We start from the raw sequence: 23,265 nt of genomic DNA on the forward strand, positions 1-23,265 counted from the left end.
TGTCATGCTCTCCGATGCCGAGTGGGAAGCCATCCTCATCAGCCTTCAGGTCGCCGGTACTGCCGTGGCCTGGATCCTGGTGCCGGGCATCGCCCTGGCCTGGCTGATGGCGCGCCACGAGTTTCGCGGTAAGGCCTTGCTCGATGGTGTGCTGCACCTGCCCCTGGTGCTGCCACCGGTGGTGGTCGGCTATCTGCTGCTGGTTTCCCTGGGGCGCCAGGGTCTCCTGGGCCGCTGGCTGGATCAGTGGTTCGGCATCACCCTGCCCTTCACCTGGCAAGGCGCGGCGGTCGCCGGTGGCATCATGGCCTTTCCCCTGCTGGTGCGCGCCGTGCGTCTCTCCCTGGAAGCAGTCGACGTGAAACTCGAAGCGGCGGCCAGCACCCTGGGGGCCAATCGCTGGCGGATCCTGTTCACCATTACCCTGCCCCTTGCGCTTCCCGGGCTACTGACCGGTACGGTGCTGGCCTTCGCAAGGGCGCTTTCCGAATTCGGGGCCACCATCACCTTCGCCTCGAACATCCCCGGCGAGACCCGCACCCTGCCGCTGGCGCTGTATACGCTGATCCAGTCGCCGGGCAAGGAAGCCGCCGCGGCACGCCTCTGCGCCATCGCCATCCTGATCGCCATGCTCTCGTTGCTGGTCTCCGAATGGCTGGCACGCAAGGCCAGGAAACGCCTGCGAGGGCGCGATGGCTGAGCACACCGATGCCCCCTTGCCCGCAAGCCACGCCGTCTCGGGGCATGGCACCGATGCCTCTGGCCTCACTCTCGAGGTGGACAAGCGCCTGGGGGATTTCTTGCTCAAGGCATCGCTCACCGTGCCAGCCCGAGGCGTCACTGCCCTGTTCGGTGCCTCGGGCAGTGGCAAGACCAGCCTGCTGCGCCTGATCGCCGGGCTCGACACCCCGGACAAGGGCGTCATACGTATCGGCGAGCACTCCCTTGTCGACACCCGGCAAGGCGTGTTCGTGCCGCCTCACCGCCGGCGTCTGGGCGTGGTCTTCCAGGAGGCGCGCCTCTTTCCTCACTACCGGGTGCGCGGCAATCTTACCTACGGCATGCGCCCCGGGGCACGCTCGCGCTTCGACGATATCGTCGACCTGCTGGGCATAAGTCCCTTGCTGAACCGCTTCCCCGCCACCCTGTCCGGCGGCGAGGCCAGACGCGTCGCCATCGGCCGGGCCCTGCTCACCGAGCCGCGCCTGCTGTTGATGGACGAACCCCTGACCGGCCTCGATGGCGCCCGCAAGCAGGAACTGTTGCGCTATATCGCCCGCCTGGCCAGGGACATCGACATTCCCATCGTCTATGTCAGCCATGATCCGGACGAATTGATCGCCATCGCCGATCATCTGGTACTCCTCGATCAGGGCCGTGTGCTCGCTCACGGTCGCCTGGACGAGCTGCTGACGCGCTTCGACCTCACCGAATACCTGGGCGGATTCGACGCCGCCTCGGTCATCACGGCCACCGTCGCCGACCACGACCACCACTACGCCCTGACCCAACTGCGGCTGGAGGATGGCCAGCGCCTGACCATCCCGCTCGTCGACGACCCTCCTGGCACCACGCTGCGCCTGCGCATCCCGATCCGTGACGTGGCACTGGCCTTGTCGAAGCCCGAACAGGTCAGCTACCGCAATCAGCTCAGCGCCAGGGTGGAACAGATCGGCCTGGTGGCCGGCAACAAGACCTCGATCGAGGTACGCCTGCGGGTCGGCGAGCAGATCCTGCGTGCCCGGCTGACGCGCAAGTCCTTCGATGAGCTGGGAGTGAAGGAAGGCATTTCGATCGTCGCGTTGATACGCAGCGTGGCGTTTGATACGCGGTAGCGGTGATGGGGAGTGGGGCTGTGTTTGCAGCCTTAAGTACGTGGAGTGGCAAAACCACTATGGAAATGACCTTTGATCGGCCTGGTGGGAGTTTCGCTACGCATTTAGCGATGGTTTATGTACTGCCACACCCAGCATGACGAGCAATACTCCAACGATATCTTTGCCACTGGGAATCTGCGACAACACGATCACACCTATGATCGTGGCAGTCGCTGGCAACAGTGCCAACAGCAACGCGAAACTGGATCGCGGTAGTTTGGACATTGCCATCTGGTCACAGACATACGGGATAACGGAAGAGCAGACACCAACCCCGATACCTGCAAGCACCAACTCGACCGTGGCGAAGGCTTTTATTGCCTCTGCGAAACCGATCGGCATGACGAACAGGAAGGCGATGGCCATCGCCGCACCCAATTGCTCAACCCCTCCACTCGCGCCGCGCTCGGAAATCTTATGGCCGAGGATGATGTATCCAACGAACAATGCGCCGTTAAGAAACGCCCAAAACAACCCGATCGGGTCACTCGACCATTTCACATCGATCAGTATGAATACACCAAGCACAGCCAGAAGCAAGGCGATGATGTTCCGTCTGGTACGTAACCCATACAAGGCAACGCCAATCGTGCCTACAAACTCGATGGCCGCGACCAGACTCATGGGTAACCGATCAAGCGCCAGATAGAACGCTGAATTCATCACTGCCAGGCAAACCCCGAGTCCAACCAATAGCCATCTGGTCTGTGCATTCGCTACTACTAGGGTGCGCCAGGGTTGGGTCCAGGGAGCGAAGATCAGTGCGGCTGAGGCAATACGCATCCAAGCCACGCCGAGAACGCCTATCGCAGGGAAGAGCAAGACCGCGAATGACGGGCCTAGATAGTGAAATATGGCACTGACGCCAAACCAGGCATGTGGCGGTACTGCCCTTGCGGTTCTTGTAAAAGTGAAACGTTTCATCATGCTGGCCTATCATCAGAGATGATAGGATATTTTGATAGGCAAAGACTCGTAAATGAATCACCATAATCAGGTGTTTTTTGTTTTCTATATTAATAAATACGAGGCTTATGACATGAAACGCTTTAGATATGAAAGCGGAGGCCTTGACGAGACTGACGCGCGAATCCTAGCCGCGCTTGTTGAAAATTCACGTATAAGCATCGTCAATCTGGCCCGGCGGATTGGCATGTCCTCACCGGGTGTCTCCGAGCGTATGAAGCGCCTCGAGGAAGCCGGCGTCATCGACAATTACACCATCACGGTGAATCCAGACGCACTGGGATTGCCGCTTGCGGTTTATTTGCGAATCCGACCCATTCCCGGCGAGATGCAGACGGTTGTGAATATCCTGAAAAACTTACCAGAAGTCGTCGATTGCGATCGCATTACAGGAGAGGACTGCTTCATTGCTCGCGCTCATGTGCGATCGGTAGCGCACATGGAAGAGCTGATCGACAAACTGATTCCAGTTGCGATGACCAATACCTCAATAGTTCAGTCGTCCCCTGTGGCGCGACGCCTGCCACTGTTTGATATCAACGATGGAGATGATTTCCAGCGCAATATAGGTCAAGCAACAAGATCCAGATGATGTAGCTGCCCGACCCGTCATCGATCCATCAGCGCCACTCTGAGGCCGAGCGACATCAGGAGAACGCCAAACGCTTTGCTCACTGCCTGCTGGAAGCGTTCGATTGACCCCCGGATGATCGGTCGGTCGAGGGTGTATACGAAAAACAGCCAGAACGATGCGCTCACCAACATCATGCAGGCAATCAGAACGAGCGTCATAGCGGCGGTAGTTTTCGGGGTGATCACCATGGTGAAAACCCCGAGATAAAAAAGTGTGCCTTTCGGATTCAGAATGTTGTTGATAAACCCTTGCAGAAACCATGTTCTGCCGGAAGGCTGGCTATTGGCATTACGCACATCCAGGGTAGTGCCACTTGACCGGAAGCTGACGATGCCGAGATAGATCAGGTATGCCGCACCGGCATATTTGACGAGTGAAAAGGCAAGAATGCTCTGTGAAATCAGCCACCCTATCCCGACGACGCAATAGCTGATGTGGACCAGGTTGCCGGCGAGCACCCCCAGAGATGTCTGTGTCCCGGCAGATCGACCCGCGATGATGGTATTGCGCATGACGATGATCATGTCGGGGCCCGGACTCACCATCACCAGAAATGTGATGCCCATCACGATAAGGATTTGGTCGATCATTAGCGGCACCTTGTTATGCTCGGCATGATGTCAATCACGACAATGCTGTTTGAGGATCCAGTCAACGCTATTACTATCGATTCTCATAATGATGCCAGACACGGAGAACGACGACTGTCTCCAGATGCACCGAGTAGCGAACGATATAGTTTCCGAAGACAGCATCCCGAATGGAGTTTGGATCAGGTGCCAGTTCAACCGATCGCCCCATTGTCGGGAAAGATCGAAGAGCTTCCAGACGCTGGACCAACTCATGCCCGACTCGCTGAGCAGCCGTAGGATCTTTTTCGGCGATAAAGGCGCGTAGGCGATTGAGATCGGCAATCGCCTCGGCGGAGTAAGCCAGCTTCATTCGCCTATCTTCGGTGGATCGCGCTCATCATCGCCCCCCCAGCTGCGCAACCAGTCATGCACTTCGTCAGCAGGGACTATCTTGCCTTGAGCAACGGCTTCCATGGCGGCAAGCGTCTCCTGCCAGCGCGATTGCTCCAATTCCTGGCGCTCCAAATATTCTGCGATGGCCTGGTTGATGACCCAACCTTTGCTGCGATCAAGCTTGTACGCCAGGGCCTCAAGCCCTTCTTCGACTTCTTGTTGCAGCCTGACAGTCGTAACGCCCATATGACACCTCAGAAGATTAACTACAACGTATTACAGTGCAAGATAGCACGCCGAGAAGTTGAGCGCAGGGCTCATACCGACGTCGCCGCATCGACTCCATGAATGCAGCGTTCGACCTCCTGGGTCGTGGGCACGAACTCCTCGCGAACCATCAGGATGAGTGCACCGGCATCGAAGCGATGGTCATGGGCCGGATGGCAGTTGATCTGCCCGTCCTTTGTCACGTAGGCCATCAGCGTGCCCATGCCCGCTGCCATGAGCCGACAGGCGACGTCAGCCCATTCGGCGTTCTCCAGCTGCACTGGATAGCGCATGGCATGATCATCATGATGGGTAAAGAGGTTCTCCAGGATCTTTTCCGATCCCGGCGCCACCAGGGAGCGCACCAGCATCTCCGGATAGGCGCGGATCGGGCGCAGGGTGGTGCTGGCACCCGCCAGCTCGATACGGCGCCGGCTGTCTTCGTTGACGCACTCGGCCACGGTGTAAGGCAAGTCCTCCTCGCACAGGCCTTGCAGTTGCGTCAGCACATCCAGGGTAACGCTGTCGGACACCCGGCTGTATTCGTCCCGGGCCAATATGATGATCGCCCGGGCCTGGGCCGGCGTCACGGCCTCGAGCGCCTGCGGATCGGAAGTCTCGCCGTGGTGATGCACCACGGCCATCTCGCGCAGATTCTCGGGCAGCCCGTCCGGGAAGGCATCGGTGAGAATCTGCACCGGCGTATCTTGCAGTTCCCGGGTCTCGCGCAGTTGCGTCACCAGCCGCTCGAAATAGACACCTGCGTTGGTGTTGGGGCTGTTGATGATCAGTACATGGTCGTTCATCTGCCACCTCCAGCGGCCCTTGATCATGGATTCCTTGCGTTTGAGGCGATAATCGATGTAGTCACTGGCCAGTTGCGCCAGCAGGGTAATCCCAGCGACATAGAGCAAGGCCACCGTAGCGGCACGTCCCAGCGGCGACGCGGCCGACAGATCACCGTAACCTACCGTGGTCATGGTGGTGAGCGTCAGCCACAGGGCATCCCCCCAGCCCATGGCCTCGAGCATCACCATGGCGAGAGTATGCAGGCCAGTGAGCGTCAGCAGCCAATAGAAGGCGCGTCGCAGGCGCGAGCGCATGTCGATATTGAGCCGCTGGGTAATCTGGTTGCAGGATTGACGGCGGCGCAGGGCATGGAGCAATCGCATCGCGTAGGCACGGTATCAAGACAGGAAGAGTGTAAGGTAGCCGATATTCAGGGTCGAAATCATCACCGGCGCCCGAGGGCGCCGGCGTGTATTCATCGACCGATGGACGTCAGGCGTTGGCTTCCACCGCCAGGCCCTGTTCGCCGCGCTTGATCATGGCGTAGCCCAGACCGGTCACCAGCGAGCCCGCGACGATCGCCGCGAGATAGAGCAGCACCGGCGAGATGGCGTTGGGGATCAGCAGCACGAAGATGCCGCCGTGAGGTGCCATCAGCTTGGCACCGAACAGCATCGACAGCGCGCCGGTGATTGCGCCACCGATCATGGCAACGGGGATTACCCGCAGCGGGTCCTTGGCGGCGAAGGGGATCGCCCCTTCGCTGATGAAGCACAGCCCCAGCACGAAGGAGGCCTTGCCCGCCTCGCGCTCCGCCTCGGCGAACTTCGAGCGGGCCACGAAGGTGGCGATGCCCATGCCGATGGCCGGCACCATGCCGGCGGCCATGATCGCTGCCATCGGCGCATAGGTCTCGGAGGCCAGCAACCCGACGCCGAAGGTGTAGGCGGCCTTGTTGACGGGCCCGCCGAGATCGAAGCACATCATCGCGCCGAGCAGGATGCCCAGCAGCACCGCATTGGCCGAGCCCATGTTCTCGAGGAAGCTGGTCAATGCCGCGAGGATGCCTGCCACCGGTTCGCCGATCACGTAGATCATCACCAGGCCGGTGACCAGGCTTGCCACCAGCGGGATGATCAGGATCGGCTTGAGGGATTCGACGCTCGCCGGCAGCTTGACGTGCTGGGTAACCGCCTTGGCCACGTAACCGGCCAGGAAGCCGGCGATGATCCCGCCGATGAAGCCCGAGCCGATATCCGCGGCCAGCCAGCCGCCGATCATCCCCGGGGCGATGCCGGGACGGTCGGCGATGGAGTAGGCGATATAACCGGCCAATACCGGAATCATCAGCTTGAAGGCACTGCCGCCGCCGATCTGCATCAATGCCGCAGCCAGCGTGCCCTCTTCCTTGAAGGCCTCGATGCCGAACACGAAGGACAGCGCGATCAGCAGGCCACCCGCCACCACCATCGGCAGCATGAAGGACACCCCGGTCAGCAGGTGCTTGTAGACGCCCTTCTCCTTGACGCCCTTCTTGCGTTCGCCGCCTGCCTGGTCACCGCTGGCCTGGCCTTCCACTTCCGCCTGGGCCAGGGCCTCCTCGACGGTCTGTCGGGGTTTCTTGAGGGCATTGCCGGTGGAGGTGCGCCATACCCGCTTGCCGGCGAAGCGGGTCGGGTCGACCTCGATGTCACAGGCCAGGATGACCACGTCGGCATCACGGATCTCATCGTCGGTCAGCGCGTCCTGGGCCCCTACCGAGCCCTGGGTCTCGACCCGCATCCGGTGCCCGAGGGCGCGTCCTGCCTCGGCCAACGCCTCCGCGGCCATGAAGGTGTGGGCCACCCCGGTGGGGCACGCCGTCACCGCGACGATATGCTTGCCCTGGGTGGCGGCCGGCGCGGCTTCGGGCGCCGTGGAGGACGCAGCTTCGGGCGCCGTGGAGGACGCGGCTTCGGGCGCATCGTAGGCAACCGCTTCCCGATTGGCCCGCTCGAGAAATCCCGACGGATCCGGAAGCGCCTGATGGATAGGTGCCTGAAACAGCCGCTTGCCGGCAAAGCGCTGGGGGTCGGGTACCCGGTCGGCCGCCACGACGATCAGCTCGGCGGCATCGATGGCGGCCTGGCTCGCCGGTTTCAGCGGTTCGAGTTCGCCGTGCATCTCCACGGTCGGCTGCCAGCCACGCTGCTTCGCGGCCTGCTCCAGTCGGCGGGCGGCAAGAAAGGTCGTGGCCATGCCACTCGGACAGGCGGTGATCAGGATGATATTCATAGGCACGTTTCCTCCGCGTCGTCCAGACGACGTACACGGGTCTGCTGTTGGAGTTGCTCGAAATCGGCGGCCTGGGGGTCCCCCACGCCGACATGACGAACGGATTCGGCGGCCAGTGCCGTGGCCAGCCCCAGGGCCGGCTCGGCAGGCAGATCGGCGAGCGCGCCATGCAGCATGGCGGCAAGCAGCGTATCGCCGGCGCCGACGGTGCTGCCCACGGCCACCCGGGGTGGTGTCGCCAGCCAGGCGCCGCGGCGGCTGACCCACAACACGCCGTCACCGCCGGCGGAGATCAGCGCCTCCTCGATACCAGCGGCATGCAGGCGCCGGGCGGCGCGAAGACGGGCCGCATCGCTGTCCAGCACCTCGCCCGCCCAGGCGGCGAGCTCCTGCTCGTTAGGCTTGACCGCGCTGGGACGGGCGGCGATGGCAGCCTCCAGCGCCGGGCCGCTGGTATCGACCCAGACCGGCAGACGCTGCCCGCGCAGGTGCCGGATCAGTGTCGCCAGGTCGTCGGGCGAAATACCGGGCGGCAGGCTGCCGGCGATCACCACCGCGTCGGGACGGTGCGCCGGGTCGGAGATCCTGGCATCGAGATCGTCGACCAGCCGCTGGAAGGCGGCGGCGTCGACATGCATGCCCGGTCCATTGATGTCGGTGACGCGCCCGCCCCGCTCGGACACCTTGGCGTTGATACGCGTCTCGCCGGGCACGCGCAGGAAGGCGTCCTCCACCCCCAGTTCGACGAAGGCGCTCAGGAAAGGGGCCTCGTTGGCGGCACCGAGGAACCCCGAGACCGTGACCTCATGATCCAGCGCCACCAGCACTCGAGCGACATTGACGCCCTTGCCTGCCGCGTCCAAACGGGTCGACTCGGTGCGATTGACTTCCCCCAAGGCCAACGCTTCAAGATGAATCGCCAGGTCCAGGGCCGGATTGAGACTGAGCGTGAGCACCCTGGCCATCACAGTGCCTCCAGGGCTTCACGCACCGCGTCGCTGGTCGCCTGGCTCAAGGCCAGTTCGGCATGCCGGCGGGCCTCAGCGAGCGTCAGCTCGCGCAGCCGTGCCTTGACCATGGGTACCTGGCGCACCGATACCGACAACTCGTCGACGCCCAACCCCACCAGCACCGGCACCGCCAGGGGATCGCTGCCCAGTTCACCGCACACGCCGACCCACTTGCCCCTGGCGTGCGCCGCGTCGACGGTCATCTGGATCAGCCGCAGCACCGCCGGATGCAGGCCGTCGGATTGCGCGGAAAGTTCCGAGTGGCCGCGATCGATGGCCAGGGTGTACTGAGTCAGGTCGTTGGTGCCGATGGAGAAGAAATCGACCTCCTCGGCCAGGCTCGGTGCCAGCAAGGCGCAGGAAGGCACCTCGATCATCACGCCGAGCTGTACATCCGGGGCCCGGATCTGTTCTTGCACCCGTTCGAAGATGAGGCGTGCGGCGCGGAACTCGGCGATATCCTTGACCATCGGGAACATGATGCGCAGCGGCTTGTCGCCGGCCGCGGTGAGCAAGGCACGCAGCTGGGTTTCCAGTATCTCCGGGCGAGTCAGCGCCAGACGAATGCCCCGCAGGCCCAGGAAGGGGTTGTCCTCCTGGGGCAACGGCCAGTAAGGCAACGGCTTGTCGCCGCCGACATCCAGGGTGCGCGCCACCAGCGGCCGGCCGTCGAGGGCGTCGATGGCCTGACGATATTCGCCGATCTGGGTCTCCAGGTCCGGCACGTCGGCATGGGCCATGAAGACGAATTCGGTACGCAAGAGACCGACGCCTTCGGCGCCATGTTCGACGGCGTCTGCGCCATGGGCGGTATTGCCCAGATTGGCGGCCACCTCGATGCGATGGCCGTCTTGCGTGCGGCCCTCCTCGAAACGCGCGGCATAGGCGTCTCGCTGGCGCGCCTCGTTCTCCTTCAGGCGCAGCAGGGCACGATCTCGCCGCTCCTTGGAAGGAGAGGGGATCACCCGGCCACGTTCGCCATCGAGTATCAGCTCGCTGCCGTTCTCGAGGGTCATGACGCGCCCCCCCGCGCCCACCACGGCAGCGATGCCCAGGGCTCTGGCGAGAATGGCGCTGTGCGAGGTCGCCCCGCCACGGACGGTGAGCAGGCCACGCACCTTGGCGGTATCCAGACGCGCCACGTCGGAGGGGCCGACGTCGTCGGTGACCAGGATGTAGGGGGCGTCCGGGGGCGTGGGCATCGCGACACCGCACAACAGTCCCAGCACTCGCCGGCCGACATCCCGCAGGTCGGCGGCGCGCTCTGCCAGCAGTCGATCGGCGAGCATCTCCTGGGCTCTGGCGGCGGTATCGATGCTTCGCCACCAGCCCGCCTCGGCGGACAACCCCTCGTCGATGCCCTCGTGAGCCGACTCGCGCAATTCGGGGTCCTCGAGCATCTCTTCGTGCATCGAGAGAATCTGGGCAACCTCGCCCCCCTGGGCACGCCGAATCAGCGCCTCGAGCTGTTCGGCGGCCTCGGCGAGGGCGCGGGCCAGGCGTTCCTTCTGGGCTGTCACGACATCACTGGCATCGCCGATGCGCTCGTCATCGAGGTCTTGGGCGCGCTCGGCATAGTCGAAACGCGGCAGGCGCATCACGAAGACCGGGGCGATCGCCAGCCCTGGGGCAGCCGCAACACCGGGGTGCGGGGTGTCCGCGGCCAGCGGTTCGAGCGCGACGGGCGTCTCGTCGACGACATCGACATCGCGACGCTCCTCGAAGGCCGCGACCTTTTCACCCAGCCCCTCATTGACGGCCCCGGTCACTGCCGCGAGTGCCTCCGCCGCGCCTTCGCCCTCGGCGGAGAACACCAGGGTCTGACCGCGCCGCGCGCCGAGACCGATGACCTTGGTCAGGCTGGCGGCGGACACCGCTTCAGCGCTGCCCTCGAGCAGGCGCACCTTGATCGGCATGCCCTGGTGACGCACCACCTGCACCAGTTGCTTGGCCGGACGAGCGTGCAGGCCGTGGGCATTGAGCACCCGGACACGAGCGGTCTCGGCACCGGCGCGCTCCCCGGCCAGGCGGGCCAGCACAGTGGCGGCATCGGCGTCGGCAAGGGCTTCGCCATCCCCGGCATCGAGCAGCGTGGCCAGACGGTCCAGCAATCCCAGGTGGGCCTCGCCCTGGGCCGCCAGGCAGAACACCCCGTTGACCGGCCCCTTGGGACCGACGAAAGCCGATTCGGGAGTGGCCAGCGACAAGGAGGGAGTCGTCACGCCATAGGCACTGCTGGCCAGCCACAGACCCTGTCCCAGGGCCACGGGTTCCTGTTCGAGGATGGCCGAGACGAAGTCGCCGTTGACACAACCTGCCTGGCGCAGGCGCGCAGCTCCAGCCAGCGCCAGCTCGAAACGGTCCTTGGCCGGGAAGTCGAGGCACAGCGTGTCGATATCGACGCGTGCCACCACCGGCGCCCTGGAGAGTTCGGCGATGATCGCGGTGCGACTGTCGGCCTGGGCCAGACGCTGCGCCACGCCCTCTCGATCCAGCACATGAGTCAGGGCACGAAGGATATCCAGATGCTCGTCGCTCTGGGCGGCGATGGTCACCAGCACATGCACGCGATTGCCATCGTGCCACTCGACCCCGGCGGGAAATTGCAGCACGCGCACCCCGGTGGCAAGCACCTGGTCGCGGCTTTCCGGGGTGCCATGCGGGATGGCGATGGCGTTACCCAGGTAAGTCGAGGATTGCGCCTCGCGCTCATGCAAGCCCTGCCGGTATTCCGGCGTGGCCCGGCCCGCCTCGACCAGCGATGCCGCAGCCTGATCCAGGGCATCACCCCAATCCTCGGCATGGCGATCGAGCAATACGTCATCCTGATGCAGCGTGAGCATTTCACCTCCTCGCTTTCTGGCAAGCCTTGCACCGAAAAGCTGAATCGTGTCAGCCTTAATCTTGCGTCATGCTGAAAGCATTCAGCGTATTAATCAAGCATGGAACTCTACGACCTTCGAAGGGCTGCCCACTCCCCTCCCGGAGTCTAGGCTATGTCTAAAAAGTCGACGAGCGATGGCCAGCGCTAAGCCCGCTCCTGCGGGCTAACGCATTTCCCACATCCATGTGGGTCACAAAGCAAAAATCGACGACAAATCGGCAGGATAGCCGATTTGGGCAGCATGGCTGCTCGAAGAGCAAGCGACATGGATGTCGCGAGCCCAAAAACGGAGTTTACGCGGTGTAAATGAGTACTTTGAGTCGATTTTTAACGCCGTATGGGCGAGCGCAGGCACTTTTCGGACAAAGCCTAGAGAACATCTACCAGCCTGCGCACTTGAGGAGCCCTCATGACCCTTGTCGAAATCGCCCGTCTTGCCGGGGTGTCGCGTACCACCGCAAGCTACGTGATCAATGGCAAGGCGGAGCAGCATCGCATCAGCCAGGATACCGTGGACCGGGTCATGGCCGTGGTCGAACGTCATCACTATCGGGTCGATGCCCAGGCCGCCGCGCTGCGTCGTGGCCAGAGCCGCACCCTGGGGCTCATCGTGCCGGATCTCGAGAACGCCAGTTACGCGCGCCTGGCCAAGCGCCTGGAACGTGGGGCCCGAGAGCAGGGGTTCCAGTTGTTGATCGCCGGCTCCGATGACGACCCCGCCACCGAACGCGAACTGGCTTTGGCCCTGCGCGCCCGACGCTGTCAGGCATTGATCGTCGCCAGCAGCCTCCCATCGGACGACAACTTCTATCGGGAGCTCAAGGCCGGGGGGCTGCCGGTGATTGCCGTCGACCGCATGCTGGATCCGGAGCACTTTACCTGCATCGTCAGCCATGACAGTGCCGCCGCCGAGGCACTGACTCGCTCGGTGCTGAGCCCCGGGGTCGAGCGTGTCGCCTGGTTCGATGCCGTGGATGCCCTCTCGATCACCCGGCAGCGCCGCAAGGGCTTCCATCAGGCGCTGGCCGCCAGCGCCGCCCTACCGTTGGTGTTCACGGGCAAGCGCTACGATCGCGCCGAGGGTGCGCGCCTGATGCGCCAACTGCTGGAGGAGCAAGGCTTGCCGGATGCCCTGGTCACGGCCTCCTATACCCTGCTCGATGGCGTCTTCGACGTGCTGCTCGGAAAAGGCGGACTGCCCGAGGCGTTGCGTCTGGCCACTTTCGGCGACGATCGCCTGCTCGATTTCCTGCCTCAGCCGGTCAATTCCCTGCCGCAGGATCATGTTCGCATTGCGGAACTGACCCTGGCCCGGGCCTTGGCGGCCGCCCGAGGGGAATACCGGCCCGGCTGCGACTTCATCGAACGTTCGCTCCGGCAGCGACGCCCCGAGGCGTGACCCTACTGGCAAAAGCCCTCGCAGACGAGGACACTATCAGGTCAAGAAATTGCAGAGCCTGCTCAGGAGGTCAAGATGTCGGAACTCCCCTTCGCCAACCGCCGCGCCGCCGGCCGGGCACTTGCCGAACGGCTCGCGGCTTCTGCCCGTACAGACGAGACAGTGGTGCTCGGGCTGCCCCGGGGAGGCGTTCCGGTGGCAGCGGAAATCGCCCAGGTGCTGAAAGCGCCTCTCGACGTGATGGTGGTGCGCAAGCTCGGTGTGCCGGGTCATGAGGAGTTCGCCATGGGCGCCATCGCCAGCGGCGACATCACGGTGCTCGACGAGCCGTTGATCGAACGGTTGAGCATCGGCCATGAACGCCTGGAGGCCGTCATCGAGGACGAGCGTCGGGAACTGGCCCGGCGGGAAGCGGCCTATCGCGACGAGCGTCCCTACCCCGAGCTGAAGGGTCGCCAGGTCATACTCGTGGACGACGGCATCGCCACCGGCGCCAGCATGCGTGCAGCGATCCAGGCCGTGCATCGCCTGGGAGCCGAACGCCTGGTGCTGGCCGTGCCGGTCGCACCGCCCGATACACTGGAGGCATTGGCCAGCGAGGTCGACGAAGTCGTCTATGTGGAAGCCCCGGCGCATTTCCGCGCGGTGGGCCAGTGGTACGTCGATTTCGGCCAGACCACCGACGACGAGGTCAGGGCGTGTCTCGACGAGAGCATGACGTCTGACCATGGCTGAAGGGCCTCCCGCGAGCACATTGGTCAAGGGCATGTGGCAACGGTTATGCTGGGCCTTTCCTGCAAGGCGCTGACTGCTCTTCATGGACGACAGGTTTTCCAGCCAGCTTCCCGATGTTCTCGTCGGTCCGATCCTGCGTCGCGTCGAGCCACGGCGTCTGGTGCTCTGGCTGGTGGCGTCTCGCCCCCTCTCGCTGCGCCTGACATTGCATCCTGCGACCGCCGCCGACGTCTCCATCGCCCTGGACGACAGCCAGTGTCGCTGCTTGGCCCTGGGCCGTCATGCCCATGCGCACCTGGTCGATGTGACGCTAGCTACGCCCCTCCCTCAGGATGAGGCCATCGGCTATGACCTGCGTGCGGGCCAGCCCGAGGGCGGGGAGACAGGCATTGCCGACTGGGCACCGCACTTGCTCTACGGCGATGAGACGCGCCCGAGCTTCGTGATCAAGTCGCGGCTGGACAGCGTGCTGCACGGCTCCTGCCGTAAGCCTCATCATCTTTCCAGGGATGGCCTGGCCCGGGCCGATGCCTGGCTGCAGGAACGCCACGAACGACCGGCCGAACGCCCCGCCCTGCTGCTGTTCACCGGCGACCAGATCTACGCCGACGATGTGGCCGGCCCGATGCTCTCGGCCATCCATGAGCTGATCCGACGCCTGGGGCTCTGGGGAGAACGGCTCGAGGGCGCGGTGGTGGATGACAGTGAAGCGCTCTATGCCGCCGAGGAGACCTATTACCGCCGCGAATGCCTGCTGCCCCAGGTCGAGTCCACCGAGGCCCTGCGCGAACGCTTCTTCGGCGGGGTCGAGAAGCCGGTGTTCACCACGGACAATGCCGCCAATCACCTGATCACCCTGAGCGAAGTGCTGGCCATGTACTTGCTGGTCTGGTCGCCGACGCCCTGGACACTGATCCCCGGCAAGACGCCGGAACTCCACGAGGAGCATGCCCATCGTTTCGGCGAAGAGCGCCCCGTGATCGAGGCATTCGTGGAACAGTTGCCCCGAGCCGCGAGGCTCATGGCCCAGGTGCCAACACTGATGATCTTCGACGATCACGATATCACCGACGACTGGAACCTGACCGCGGCCTGGGAAGAAACCGCCTATGGACACCCCTTCTCGCGGCGCATCGTCGGCAATGCCCTGATCGCCTACCTGCTGTGCCAGGGCTGGGGCAACGACCCCGGTAGGCTGAATGAGCCAATCGTCCGCTTGCAGACATTGCTCGAGCAGCACGACGATGATGGTTACCTGCCGCGCTGGCGCCAGGACGCCTTGATCACCGACCTGCTGCGCTTCGAGGGCTGGGAGTTCTGTCTGCCGACCACGCCCAAGATGGTGGTGCTCGACACCCGTACGCGCCGCTGGCGCAGCGAACGCAACCGATTCCGCCCCTCGGGGCTGATGGACTGGGAAGCCCTCACGGAATTCCAGCAGGAACTGCTCGACGAGCCCGCGGTGATCATCGTCTCGGCGGCGCCGATGTTCGGCGTCAAGCTGATCGAGGGCGTTCAACGAATATTCAGCTGGGCGGGCAAGCCGCTGCTGGTGGATGCGGAAAACTGGATGGCCCACCGTGGCGCGGCACAGGTCATGCTCAATATCTTTCGCCATACCCGCACGCCACGCCACTACGTGATTCTCTCCGGCGACGTGCACTACTCCTTCGTCTACGATGTGCGCATCCGCCATCACGAGGATAGCCCGCGCATCTGGCAGGTCACCAGCAGCGGCATCAAGAACGGGTTTCCCGATACGCTGCTGGACTGGTTCGATCGGCTCAACCGCTGGCTTTATGCCCCCTGGTCGCCGCTCAACTGGTTCACCAAGCGGCGGCGCATGCAGATAACCCCCTTCATTCCGGATCGCGCCAAGGCCGGGGAGCGGTTGTGGAACGGTGCCGGCATCGGACTCGTGCGCCTCGACGGGCAAGGCCGACCCGTCGAGATCCTGGAGCTCGGTGCCGACGGGGTCACGGTGAGCTTTTGCGAGAAATCGAGGTAACTCCTTCCATCACAGACTTCCAAGCCAGCGGCACTCGTGACGCCCCTCCTTTATCACATCGACGGCGAAAGCCCGCCGAGGCGGGCTAACGGTGATGAACAAAGGCAATGTTTCTTATTAAATAATTTCCGTATTATCAGCTGCTCTTCCTGAGCGTTGTTCGCTTCGCTTTTCTATAAACGCTCTTTGAGCAATCTTGCTATCTTGTCTCCAAACTCGGAATAATTTCGCTGAAGTTCATTGAACAGTTGGACCGCATCGTTGTCGCCCTCTTTTTCGGCATCTCTAGCATACTGCTTGCTCATCTCCGAGCCCTGTGCCAGATGATAGAGTGAGCTTATCATATCGTAATTCTTGTCTTTCACTGGGTTATCCATAACCGCCTCCTGTGATCTTGCAAAACATGTGTTCCATGAGCTGCCATCCATGGTCTGGCACCACCCTTCAACAACGCCAGGGTAGTGCCGGGTCACTCGAAACGAGACGCCACGCCGGCTTTCGTAAGGCTCGCTCGCCTTACTTGAAAGGCGTTCTTGAAGGGCGTTGTACATTGCCCTTCACCAAGACTCGTTGTCATTTCCACTGTAACATTTCAAAAACTAGTTACGCCCCAGGAAAGGCGTCAAGCAATTCAAGGTAACAGATTTAAGCCAAAAATTAACCTAAGCTAATAAAATTAACACAAGTAACAAGAAGCTTGTTTACGCATCCATAAAGACGAACAAAACCACCGCTGCCTGGCGTGATTCTCTTAGCAAAAACGCCGTTCTCTGCTAGGCTTTATTTGGAAAGTCAGCGAGCGAGGCCCGGCTCCAAGCCAGTTCCTGCACTAACACATTTCCCACATGGATGTGAATCACAAGGCAAGAATTGGCATTTTTAAAACCTCGATCCACAAGCAGCAGACATCCTTGAAGGAGGTATTTACTTATGGCGATTTGCGATCAGTGTGGCAACGACTACGACAAGGCATTCACACTCACCCAGGAAGGCCAGACCCATACCTTCGACTCTTTCGAGTGCGCCATTGCCAAGCTCGCGCCCAGTTGCGCGACATGCGGTACACGAATCATCGGACACGGTACCGAGCGGGATGGCAGGACTTACTGTTGCAATCACTGTGCTGACCACTAGGGCGGCGCAGAGGAATGGCTTGAGATACGAATCGCCGGGCGCTAGAGTGCCCGGCGATTCGTACCTGTATTGTCAAAAAGAAGCCATCCTGCTCAACCGTCGTTCCCCTGCTCGACCCCGACCAGGTCTTCATAGGCATGCCAACTGGCATGGCCAAGCACCGGCAGGATCACGGCGAGCCCGATGAAGAGCGTGGCGAATCCAACGATGGTGCAGCCGGTCAGGATTGCCGCCCACAGCAGCATGGGCCTGAAGTTGCGCGCCACGCTCTTAACGCTCGCCTCGATGCCCTCCATGAAGGTCAGGTCGCGATCCATCAGGGTGGGAATCGCCACCACGCTGATGGAGAAGGCGCCGAAGGCGAGCACGCCGCCGAACAGGCTTCCGACCAGCAGCATGCCGAGCCCCTCGGCGGTGGTGAACAATGCCGAGTAGAGCTCCAGAGGGCTGGGCACGTTGAAGCCGAAGAACAGGGCAAACAGCAGCGTCGCGACACGAATCCAGATGATGAAGAAGATCATCATCATCAGCCCCATCATGGCCAGTTGCCCGGTATTCGAGGCCCAGGCGCCGAAGGCGTCTCCCATGTTGGGGATTCCTCCCCTGCTCAGGCAGCGACTGATGCCATAGGAGCCCACCGCCACCAGAGGACCAAGGAACATGAATCCGGCCACCAACGGCAATAGCCAGTGCCAGAGTCCCATGCTGTAAGCGCCCACGGTGACCGCCAGGCTGACGCCTACCCAGAACAGGCCGTAGGCCAGGCTGACCGCTGCCGCACTGCGGAAATCGTTGATCCCTGCGATCAGCCACTGGCGAGGCCTGTTGATATCGATGCGATTGATCGTCAGTTGGGTGTTGGCTTGCGTGGCCGAAGTATTCTTCTTGGCGTCCACCATCATAGCATTGCCCCTCGTACTGCTCATTGCCGGACCCATCCGCCGGGGTCTCGAGCACCCGACTTGCGGATGACGGATTCAGGATGGAAAAAACGATACGCTGGCCCATGAATCTGGGCGTACCGCTCCCCCTGTTCTTAATGTAGTCGACCTCGAGCGAAAGCACAGACAGGGGCTTCTTCAGATGCAAACGGTATTTTCAGGGGCTTTTTCGTCTCCTCCTGGCGGCTCGACAACCCGGCCGGTTGCCCGTCATCAGAGTATCGAGTCGAGCATCAACATCAAGGTGAATCCTCCCAGCACCCCCATGGTGGCATAGCGTTCATGCCCCTGGCGGTGCGATTCGGGAATGATCTCGTGACTGATGACGAACAGCATCGCCCCGGCGGCAAAGGCCAGCCCCCAAGGCAACAGGGTTTCGGCAAGCGCCACCGCCACCGCGCCGAATGCGCCACCTATCGGTTCGACAAGCCCGCTTAAGAAGGCCAGCCCGAAGGCTACCCCTCGGCCATAGCCGACCGCGATCAGGCCCAGGGCCACGATCAACCCCTCGGGCAGATTCTGAAGACCGATCCCCAGGGTCAAGGCCAGACCCGCGTTGATGTCCCCGGTGCCGTAGCCGACGCCGACCGCCAATCCTTCGGGCAGGTTGTGAATGGTGATCGCGAAGACGAACAACCAGATGCGCCGCATCTTGGCCGCATCGGCGCCACTGCGCTTGCCGATCATGAAGTGTTCGTGGGGCAACCAGCGTTCGATGGCCATGATCAGAAAGCTGCCGACCGCGATGCCCATCATGACGATAAGCAAGGCCGGGAACATGGCTCCGGACAGGCGCTCGGCCTCCTCGACGGCGGGCTTGGCCAGCGAGAACGCCGTGGCAGCGAGCATGACCCCGGCACCGAAGCCCATCAGCGTGTCTTCGGTACGCTGAGAGATGCGCTTGAGCAGCAATACCGGCAGCGCGCCGACCGGGGTGAACAGTCCAGCCACCAGGCTGGCCAGCATGCCGGCCTGCATCGTGTCCAGCGTGCCTAGCCAGAGGAGCAATGCCGGCACCGGCACCACGAGCCAACCGACGATCAGCAACACGATGATCGACCCAAGCAGCGGTAGACGCCAACCCATGCGCGAGTCCTTGACCACGACTCTCATCACTCTCCCCTTGCGCTCATTCGATAGCATGGCGCCCGGCACGAGGCCGGGCGCGAGCATGCGTTTTCTCGCCTCGCCCTCAACGTACGATCAGGACCGAGATTCCGGCATGGCGCATGACATGCTCGGCATTCGGACCCAGCAGGTAATCGGCAAACCGGCGCTTGTTGTGCGAGGCCATGACGACCAGATCGGCCCCCAGGGCCTTGACCGACTTGATGATGCCTTCATAGGGCGAGCCATCGGCGATCACGCATTGGGTCTTGATCTCGGGAGGAATGTGCTGTTCCACGAACCTGTGCTGGGCCTCGGACAGCGCCTGATGCGCCTTCTTGTTGAAGTCGGCGGGAAAATAGCTTCCCACCAGCGGCATGCGATAGTCCGGCAGCACAGTGACGAGAAACAGTTCGGCATCGAAAGCCTTGCACAATGCCAGCGCTTCCGGCAGTGCCTTCTCCCAGGACTTGGGCGCATTGAGATCGACAGGTAAAACGATCTTGTCGTGCATGACGGCTTCCTCCTTCAGGCCGTGGCCGTCGACGCGGTTCGACGACGACGGCGCTGCAACAATACCACCAGGGCGAAAAGCGCCAGCCCCGGAATCCACATCCACTCCTTGTCCCAGCGCTCCACCGGTGCCCTGACAGAGGCGATCTCCTGGTCGAACTCGAAGCCCAGCTCTTCCGCCTGGCTACCGAAGGTGGTCATGTCGACCAGGGTGCGTCCATCTTCCTGCATCAGTTCAAGCCCCAGATTCTCCATGCGCTCGGCCCCGGTTTCGCCCTCTGGTACCGGTACCAGAATGACGAAGCTCGTGGGATTGCCGTAGGCATCGAGACCATCGATGCGAACTCGCAGGTTGCTGCCCTTGTCGACATCGCCCATCGCCTGCTCGAAGTTCTGCGGGGGGATGTCCCGGTAGGGGTCATGAATCATGTCCATCCAGAAGCCGGGCCGGAACAGCGTGAAGGCGACCACCAGCAGCAAGAGGCTCTCGTACCAGCGATTGCGAGTGATCATGAAGCCCTGGGTGGCCGCGGCGAAGATCAGCATGGCCACGGTGGCCACGATGAATATCACCACGCCCTGCAACGGGCTCACGTTGATCAACAGCAGTTCGGTATTGAAGATGAACAGGAACGGCAGTGCGGCAGTGCGCAGACTGTAGTAGAAGGCCTGGAAGCCCGTGCGGATCGGATCACCGCCCGAAACCGCCGCCGCAGCGAAGGAGGCCAACCCCACCGGAGGCGTGACGTCCGCCATGATGCCGAAGTAGAACACGAACAGATGCACCGCGATCAGGGGCACGATCAATCCGTTCTGCTGCCCCAGGGACACCACGACCGGGGCCAGCAAGGCCGACACGACGATGTAGTTGGCGGTGGTCGGCAGTCCCATGCCGAGGATCAGGCTGAGCACGGCGGTCAGCAGCAGCATCAGCAGCAGATTGCCCATCGACAGTGTCTCGACCAGGTCGGCCAGCACCAGGCCCACGCCGGTCTGGGACACCGCACCGACGATGATGCCTGCCGCCGCGGTCGCGATACCGATGCCGATCATGTTTCGTGCACCGGCGATCAGGCCATCCCACAGATCGACGAAGCCACGCTTGATGTCCTCGCCCATGTCGCTTTGGCCACGAAAGATGGCCGTCAGCGGGCGCTGGGTAATCATGATGACGATCATCAGCACCGTCGCCCAGAAGGCCGACAACCCCGGCGACAACCGCTCGACCATCAGACACCATACCAGCACGATCACCGGCAGGATGTAGTGCAACCCGACCATCACCGTGGGCTTGGTCTGTGGAAGATGAGTGATGTCGTCGTTGGGATTGTCCACCTTGAGTTCGGGATAGCGTGAACCGACCTTCAACAGCCCGACGTAGACGATGGACAGCACTACCGCTGCCACCCAGGGCGTGGCCTCTCCCAGCACCGGCTTGAGCCAGCCCAGACCGTAATAGACGGCAAACGACAGCGCCATCAATAGCAGGAGCCCCGTCAGGAAGCCGATGATCTTGCGCAGCCAGGGCTTGGGCGGATTACTGCTCTGCAGACCCTGCATGCCCGCCTTCAACGCTTCCAGATGAACGATGTAGATCAGCGCGATGTAGGAAATCAGCGCCGGCAGGAAGGCGTGCTTGATGACCTCGACATAGGAGATGCCCACATACTCCACCATCAGGAAGGCTGCGGCTCCCATCACCGGCGGCATGATCTGGCCATTGACCGAGGAGGCAACCTCGACGGCGCCTGCCTTCTCGGCGGAAAAGCCGACGCGCTTCATCATCGGGATGGTGAAGGTACCGGTGGTCACCGTATTGGCGATCGACGAACCGGAGATCAACCCGGTCATGCCCGAGGCCACCACGGCCGCCTTGGCCGGGCCGCCACGATAATGACCCAGCAGCGAGAACGCCACCTTGATGAAGTAGTTACCGGCACCGGCCTTGTCGAGCAAGGCGCCGAACAGCACGAACAGGAAGACGAAACTGGTCGAGACCCCCAGGGCAATACCGAACACCCCCTGGGTAGTGAGCCACTGGTGGTTGGCCAAGCCATACAGGCTGACCCCCTGGTGATCCAGCATGGCCGGCATGTAGGGGCCCGCGAGGGAGTACACCAGGAACACCATCGCGACGATCATCAAGGGAGGACCGAGTGCCCGGCGGGTCGCCTCGAGCAGCAGTATCAGCCCCAGCACGGCCACGACGACATCCTGCAGGATAGGCGCACCGGGTCGCTGGGCCAACTGATCGTAGAAGATGTAGATGTAGGCGGCGGTAAAGGCTGCCACCGCGGCGAGGGCCCAGTCGGTGAGAGGCACCCGATCACGGGGCGAGCGCTTGAACGCCGGATAGGCCAGGTAGGCCAGGAACAACGCGAAGGTCAGGTGGATGGAGCGCGTTTCCGTGGCACTGAACACACCGAAACCGACGATGTAGGGTAAGGGTGAGGCGATCCACAATTGAAACAATGACCAGGCAGCCGCAGTGCCCAGAAGGATCTTGTTGGGTAGTCCGGTTAGCGTTCTCGAGCCCGTATCGCTGGAGACCAGCTCGTCCAGATCGATGGACGACGTAGAGGAGTTCTGTTTATCTTCAGCCATGTTTCTTCCCTGCTTGTCGACGGGTACGAAAAAGCGACCAATGATTCAGGGTACGCTGCTGCGAGAGCCCCCATAACCGAAAAATGCGCGAGCGCCACCGGCACCCGCGCATCATTCCTGTCAACTACGAGTCGATGTCCCTTTCAGGATCACTCGACCCAGCCACGCTCCTTGTAGTAGCGCTCGGCCCCTTCGTGCAGAGGTGCCGTCAGGCCCTGGCTGATCATCTGCTCGGGCTCGAGGGTGGAGAAGGCTGGGTGCAGCCGCTTGAAGCGATCGAAATTCTCGAAGACTGCCTTGACGGTCTCATAGACCACGTCGGCATCCGTGTCTGCATCGGTGACGAAGGTCGCGGCCACGCCGAAGGTCTCGGTGTCCTCGTCGTTGCCCTTGTACAAGCCGCCAGGGATGGTCGACTTGGTGTAGTACGGATACTCTTCCACCAGTTGATCGACGGCATCACCGGTCAGGGGAATCAGGTTGGCATCCACCGTGGTGGTGGCTTCCTGGATGGAACCGTTGGGGTGGCCCACGACGTATACCATCGCATCGATGTTGTTGTCGGCCAGGGCCGCCGCCTGCTCGGCTGCGGTCAACTCGGAAGCCAGGGCGTAGTCGTCCATGGTCCAGCCCTTGGCATCCATGAGCACTTCCATGGTGGCACGCTGACCGGAACCCGGGTTGCCGATGTTGACCCGCTTGCCCTTGAGATCTTCGAAATCCTCGATGCCGGAATCTGCACGTGCCAGGAGGGTCAACGGCTCGCCGTGCATGGTGAAGACCGAGCGCATTTCCTCGAAAGGCTCCTCGAAGTTACCTTCGGCATTGTAGGCTCGATAACCCACGTCGGACTGCACGACCCCCATGTCCAACTCACCGGACTTGATGCCATTGATATTGGCGACGGAACCGCCGGTGGAGGGTGCGTTACACTTGATGTTCGCGTCCTCGACGCGGTTGACCATGCGGCAGACCGATTGGCCAACCACGTAATAAACTCCGGTCTGACCACCCGTCCCGATCGTGATATAGCGCTCCTGAGCCATGGCTGGCGTGGAGAACATCGCAGCACCCAGCAGCGCGCCGGACGTCATGGCTGCAGAGAGGAAATGGCGTTTCATGCAAGACACCTCATAGATTTACGTTGTTGTGACCTTG

The 23,265-nt window shown here is 62.3% G+C and carries 21 protein-coding genes; 7 read left to right on the forward strand and 14 right to left on the reverse strand.

The features are described from left to right. Positions 1-4: 4 nt before the first annotated feature. Together modB and modC are read left to right on the forward strand one after the other, a co-directional pair. Positions 5-700, forward strand: a complete 696-nt coding sequence (modB, locus tag BUA41_RS10705) for a molybdate ABC transporter permease subunit (protein ID WP_072822614.1) — start codon at positions 5-7, stop codon at positions 698-700. Then, entirely contained in the window at positions 693-1,835 is a 1,143-nt protein-coding gene (gene modC / locus BUA41_RS10710; RefSeq protein WP_084671426.1) for a molybdenum ABC transporter ATP-binding protein, read from the forward strand. Before modB ends, modC begins: the two co-directional genes overlap by 8 nt. Before the next feature lie 96 nt (positions 1,836-1,931). Here the strand turns inward: modC and BUA41_RS10715 are convergent, their stop codons facing one another. Beyond that, positions 1,932-2,804: an EamA family transporter gene (locus BUA41_RS10715; protein ID WP_139249104.1), complete on the reverse strand. Its 873-nt coding sequence runs from the start codon at positions 2,802-2,804 to the stop codon at positions 1,932-1,934. Between the two features lie 52 nt (positions 2,805-2,856). Here BUA41_RS10715 and BUA41_RS10720 point away from each other — a divergent pair, with 52 nt between their 5' ends. Further along, on the forward strand, positions 2,857-3,435 hold the full coding sequence (locus BUA41_RS10720) for an Lrp/AsnC family transcriptional regulator (protein ID WP_072822616.1): 579 nt from the start codon (positions 2,857-2,859) through the stop codon (positions 3,433-3,435). A gap of 17 nt (positions 3,436-3,452) precedes the next feature. Here BUA41_RS10720 and BUA41_RS10725 read toward each other — a convergent pair whose 3' ends face one another. From BUA41_RS10725 to ptsP, 7 genes are all read right to left on the reverse strand, one after another. Then, positions 3,453-4,067: a LysE family translocator gene (locus BUA41_RS10725; protein ID WP_072822618.1), complete on the reverse strand. Its 615-nt coding sequence runs from the start codon at positions 4,065-4,067 to the stop codon at positions 3,453-3,455. A gap of 73 nt (positions 4,068-4,140) precedes the next feature. Next, positions 4,141-4,419, reverse strand: a complete 279-nt coding sequence (locus BUA41_RS10730; RefSeq protein WP_072822620.1) for a type II toxin-antitoxin system RelE/ParE family toxin — start codon at positions 4,417-4,419, stop codon at positions 4,141-4,143. Further along, positions 4,416-4,688 carry a CopG family ribbon-helix-helix protein gene (locus BUA41_RS10735; RefSeq protein WP_072822622.1) on the reverse strand — a complete coding sequence of 91 codons (273 nt, stop codon included), beginning with the start codon at positions 4,686-4,688 and terminating at the stop codon, positions 4,416-4,418. The genes BUA41_RS10730 and BUA41_RS10735 overlap by 4 nt, the downstream gene beginning before the upstream one ends. Before the next feature lie 71 nt (positions 4,689-4,759). Further along, on the reverse strand, positions 4,760-5,881 hold the full coding sequence (locus BUA41_RS10740) for an ion channel (protein ID WP_072822624.1): 1,122 nt from the start codon (positions 5,879-5,881) through the stop codon (positions 4,760-4,762). 109 nt (positions 5,882-5,990) lie between these two features. After that, on the reverse strand, positions 5,991-7,772 hold the full coding sequence (locus BUA41_RS10745; RefSeq protein ID WP_072822626.1) for a PTS fructose-like transporter subunit IIB: 1,782 nt from the start codon (positions 7,770-7,772) through the stop codon (positions 5,991-5,993). Further along, positions 7,769-8,737 (reverse strand): 1-phosphofructokinase, encoded by a 969-nt coding sequence (gene pfkB, locus BUA41_RS10750; protein WP_072822628.1) that lies wholly within the window; start codon positions 8,735-8,737, stop codon positions 7,769-7,771. Before pfkB ends, BUA41_RS10745 begins: the two co-directional genes overlap by 4 nt. Beyond that, positions 8,737-11,625, reverse strand: coding sequence for a phosphoenolpyruvate--protein phosphotransferase (gene ptsP, locus BUA41_RS10755; RefSeq protein WP_072822630.1), 2,889 nt, complete (start codon positions 11,623-11,625; stop codon positions 8,737-8,739). Before ptsP ends, pfkB begins: the two co-directional genes overlap by 1 nt. A 450-nt stretch (positions 11,626-12,075) precedes the next feature. Between ptsP and cra the strand changes: the two genes are divergently transcribed. From cra to BUA41_RS10770, 3 genes are all read left to right on the forward strand, one after another. Then, positions 12,076-13,065, forward strand: coding sequence for a catabolite repressor/activator (gene cra, locus BUA41_RS10760; RefSeq protein WP_072822632.1), 990 nt, complete (start codon positions 12,076-12,078; stop codon positions 13,063-13,065). A 75-nt stretch (positions 13,066-13,140) separates the two neighbouring features. Beyond that, entirely contained in the window at positions 13,141-13,800 is a 660-nt protein-coding gene (locus tag BUA41_RS10765; RefSeq protein WP_072822634.1) for a phosphoribosyltransferase, read from the forward strand. Positions 13,801-13,882: 82 nt separating this feature from the next. Further along, entirely contained in the window at positions 13,883-15,808 is a 1,926-nt protein-coding gene (locus tag BUA41_RS10770; protein WP_072822636.1) for an alkaline phosphatase D family protein, read from the forward strand. Positions 15,809-15,981: 173 nt separating this feature from the next. On the opposite strand, the gene BUA41_RS18965 is transcribed toward BUA41_RS10770, so the two are convergent. Further along, complete coding sequence (locus BUA41_RS18965) at positions 15,982-16,359, reverse strand: hypothetical protein (RefSeq protein ID WP_139249105.1); 378 nt, start codon at positions 16,357-16,359, stop codon at positions 15,982-15,984. A 379-nt stretch (positions 16,360-16,738) separates the two neighbouring features. Here BUA41_RS18965 and BUA41_RS19790 point away from each other — a divergent pair, with 379 nt between their 5' ends. Further along, on the forward strand, positions 16,739-16,942 hold the full coding sequence (locus BUA41_RS19790; protein WP_072822640.1) for a metallothionein: 204 nt from the start codon (positions 16,739-16,741) through the stop codon (positions 16,940-16,942). Positions 16,943-17,034: 92 nt separating this feature from the next. Here the strand turns inward: BUA41_RS19790 and BUA41_RS10785 are convergent, their stop codons facing one another. From BUA41_RS10785 to BUA41_RS10805, 5 genes are all read right to left on the reverse strand, one after another. Beyond that, positions 17,035-17,844 (reverse strand): DUF2189 domain-containing protein, encoded by an 810-nt coding sequence (locus tag BUA41_RS10785; RefSeq protein ID WP_371829245.1) that lies wholly within the window; start codon positions 17,842-17,844, stop codon positions 17,035-17,037. A 252-nt stretch (positions 17,845-18,096) separates the two neighbouring features. Next, positions 18,097-19,056 carry a ZIP family metal transporter gene (locus tag BUA41_RS10790; protein ID WP_245791899.1) on the reverse strand — a complete coding sequence of 320 codons (960 nt, stop codon included), beginning with the start codon at positions 19,054-19,056 and terminating at the stop codon, positions 18,097-18,099. Positions 19,057-19,075: 19 nt separating this feature from the next. Then, on the reverse strand, positions 19,076-19,504 hold the full coding sequence (locus BUA41_RS10795; protein WP_072822644.1) for a universal stress protein: 429 nt from the start codon (positions 19,502-19,504) through the stop codon (positions 19,076-19,078). 14 nt (positions 19,505-19,518) lie between these two features. Next, complete coding sequence (locus BUA41_RS10800) at positions 19,519-22,107, reverse strand: TRAP transporter permease (RefSeq protein ID WP_072822647.1); 2,589 nt, start codon at positions 22,105-22,107, stop codon at positions 19,519-19,521. A gap of 149 nt (positions 22,108-22,256) precedes the next feature. Next, positions 22,257-23,228 (reverse strand): TAXI family TRAP transporter solute-binding subunit, encoded by a 972-nt coding sequence (locus BUA41_RS10805; RefSeq protein WP_072822650.1) that lies wholly within the window; start codon positions 23,226-23,228, stop codon positions 22,257-22,259. Positions 23,229-23,265: the final 37 nt, after the last annotated feature.

It is taken from the genome of Modicisalibacter ilicicola DSM 19980 (genome assembly GCF_900128925.1).
In the GTDB taxonomy this organism is placed as follows: Bacteria; Pseudomonadota; Gammaproteobacteria; order Pseudomonadales; family Halomonadaceae; genus Modicisalibacter; species Modicisalibacter ilicicola.

Coding starts and splice junctions, on each gene's coding strand:
- modB (WP_072822614.1), top strand. CDS start 5: ATGCTCTCCGATGCCGAGTGGGAAGCCATCCTCATCAGCCTTCAGGTC.
- modC (WP_084671426.1), top strand. CDS start 693: ATGGCTGAGCACACCGATGCCCCCTTGCCCGCAAGCCACGCCGTCTCG.
- BUA41_RS10715 (WP_139249104.1), bottom strand. CDS start 2,804: ATGATGAAACGTTTCACTTTTACAAGAACCGCAAGGGCAGTACCGCCA.
- BUA41_RS10720 (WP_072822616.1), top strand. CDS start 2,857: ATGAATCACCATAATCAGGTGTTTTTTGTTTTCTATATTAATAAATAC.
- BUA41_RS10725 (WP_072822618.1), bottom strand. CDS start 4,067: ATGATCGACCAAATCCTTATCGTGATGGGCATCACATTTCTGGTGATG.
- BUA41_RS10730 (WP_072822620.1), bottom strand. CDS start 4,419: ATGAAGCTGGCTTACTCCGCCGAGGCGATTGCCGATCTCAATCGCCTA.
- BUA41_RS10735 (WP_072822622.1), bottom strand. CDS start 4,688: ATGGGCGTTACGACTGTCAGGCTGCAACAAGAAGTCGAAGAAGGGCTT.
- BUA41_RS10740 (WP_072822624.1), bottom strand. CDS start 5,881: ATGCGATTGCTCCATGCCCTGCGCCGCCGTCAATCCTGCAACCAGATT.
- BUA41_RS10745 (WP_072822626.1), bottom strand. CDS start 7,772: ATGAATATCATCCTGATCACCGCCTGTCCGAGTGGCATGGCCACGACC.
- pfkB (WP_072822628.1), bottom strand. CDS start 8,737: ATGGCCAGGGTGCTCACGCTCAGTCTCAATCCGGCCCTGGACCTGGCG.
- ptsP (WP_072822630.1), bottom strand. CDS start 11,625: ATGCTCACGCTGCATCAGGATGACGTATTGCTCGATCGCCATGCCGAG.
- cra (WP_072822632.1), top strand. CDS start 12,076: ATGACCCTTGTCGAAATCGCCCGTCTTGCCGGGGTGTCGCGTACCACC.
- BUA41_RS10765 (WP_072822634.1), top strand. CDS start 13,141: ATGTCGGAACTCCCCTTCGCCAACCGCCGCGCCGCCGGCCGGGCACTT.
- BUA41_RS10770 (WP_072822636.1), top strand. CDS start 13,883: ATGGACGACAGGTTTTCCAGCCAGCTTCCCGATGTTCTCGTCGGTCCG.
- BUA41_RS18965 (WP_139249105.1), bottom strand. CDS start 16,359: ATGTACAACGCCCTTCAAGAACGCCTTTCAAGTAAGGCGAGCGAGCCT.
- BUA41_RS19790 (WP_072822640.1), top strand. CDS start 16,739: ATGGCGATTTGCGATCAGTGTGGCAACGACTACGACAAGGCATTCACA.
- BUA41_RS10785 (WP_371829245.1), bottom strand. CDS start 17,844: ATGATGGTGGACGCCAAGAAGAATACTTCGGCCACGCAAGCCAACACC.
- BUA41_RS10790 (WP_245791899.1), bottom strand. CDS start 19,056: ATGCTCGCGCCCGGCCTCGTGCCGGGCGCCATGCTATCGAATGAGCGC.
- BUA41_RS10795 (WP_072822644.1), bottom strand. CDS start 19,504: ATGCACGACAAGATCGTTTTACCTGTCGATCTCAATGCGCCCAAGTCC.
- BUA41_RS10800 (WP_072822647.1), bottom strand. CDS start 22,107: ATGGCTGAAGATAAACAGAACTCCTCTACGTCGTCCATCGATCTGGAC.
- BUA41_RS10805 (WP_072822650.1), bottom strand. CDS start 23,228: ATGAAACGCCATTTCCTCTCTGCAGCCATGACGTCCGGCGCGCTGCTG.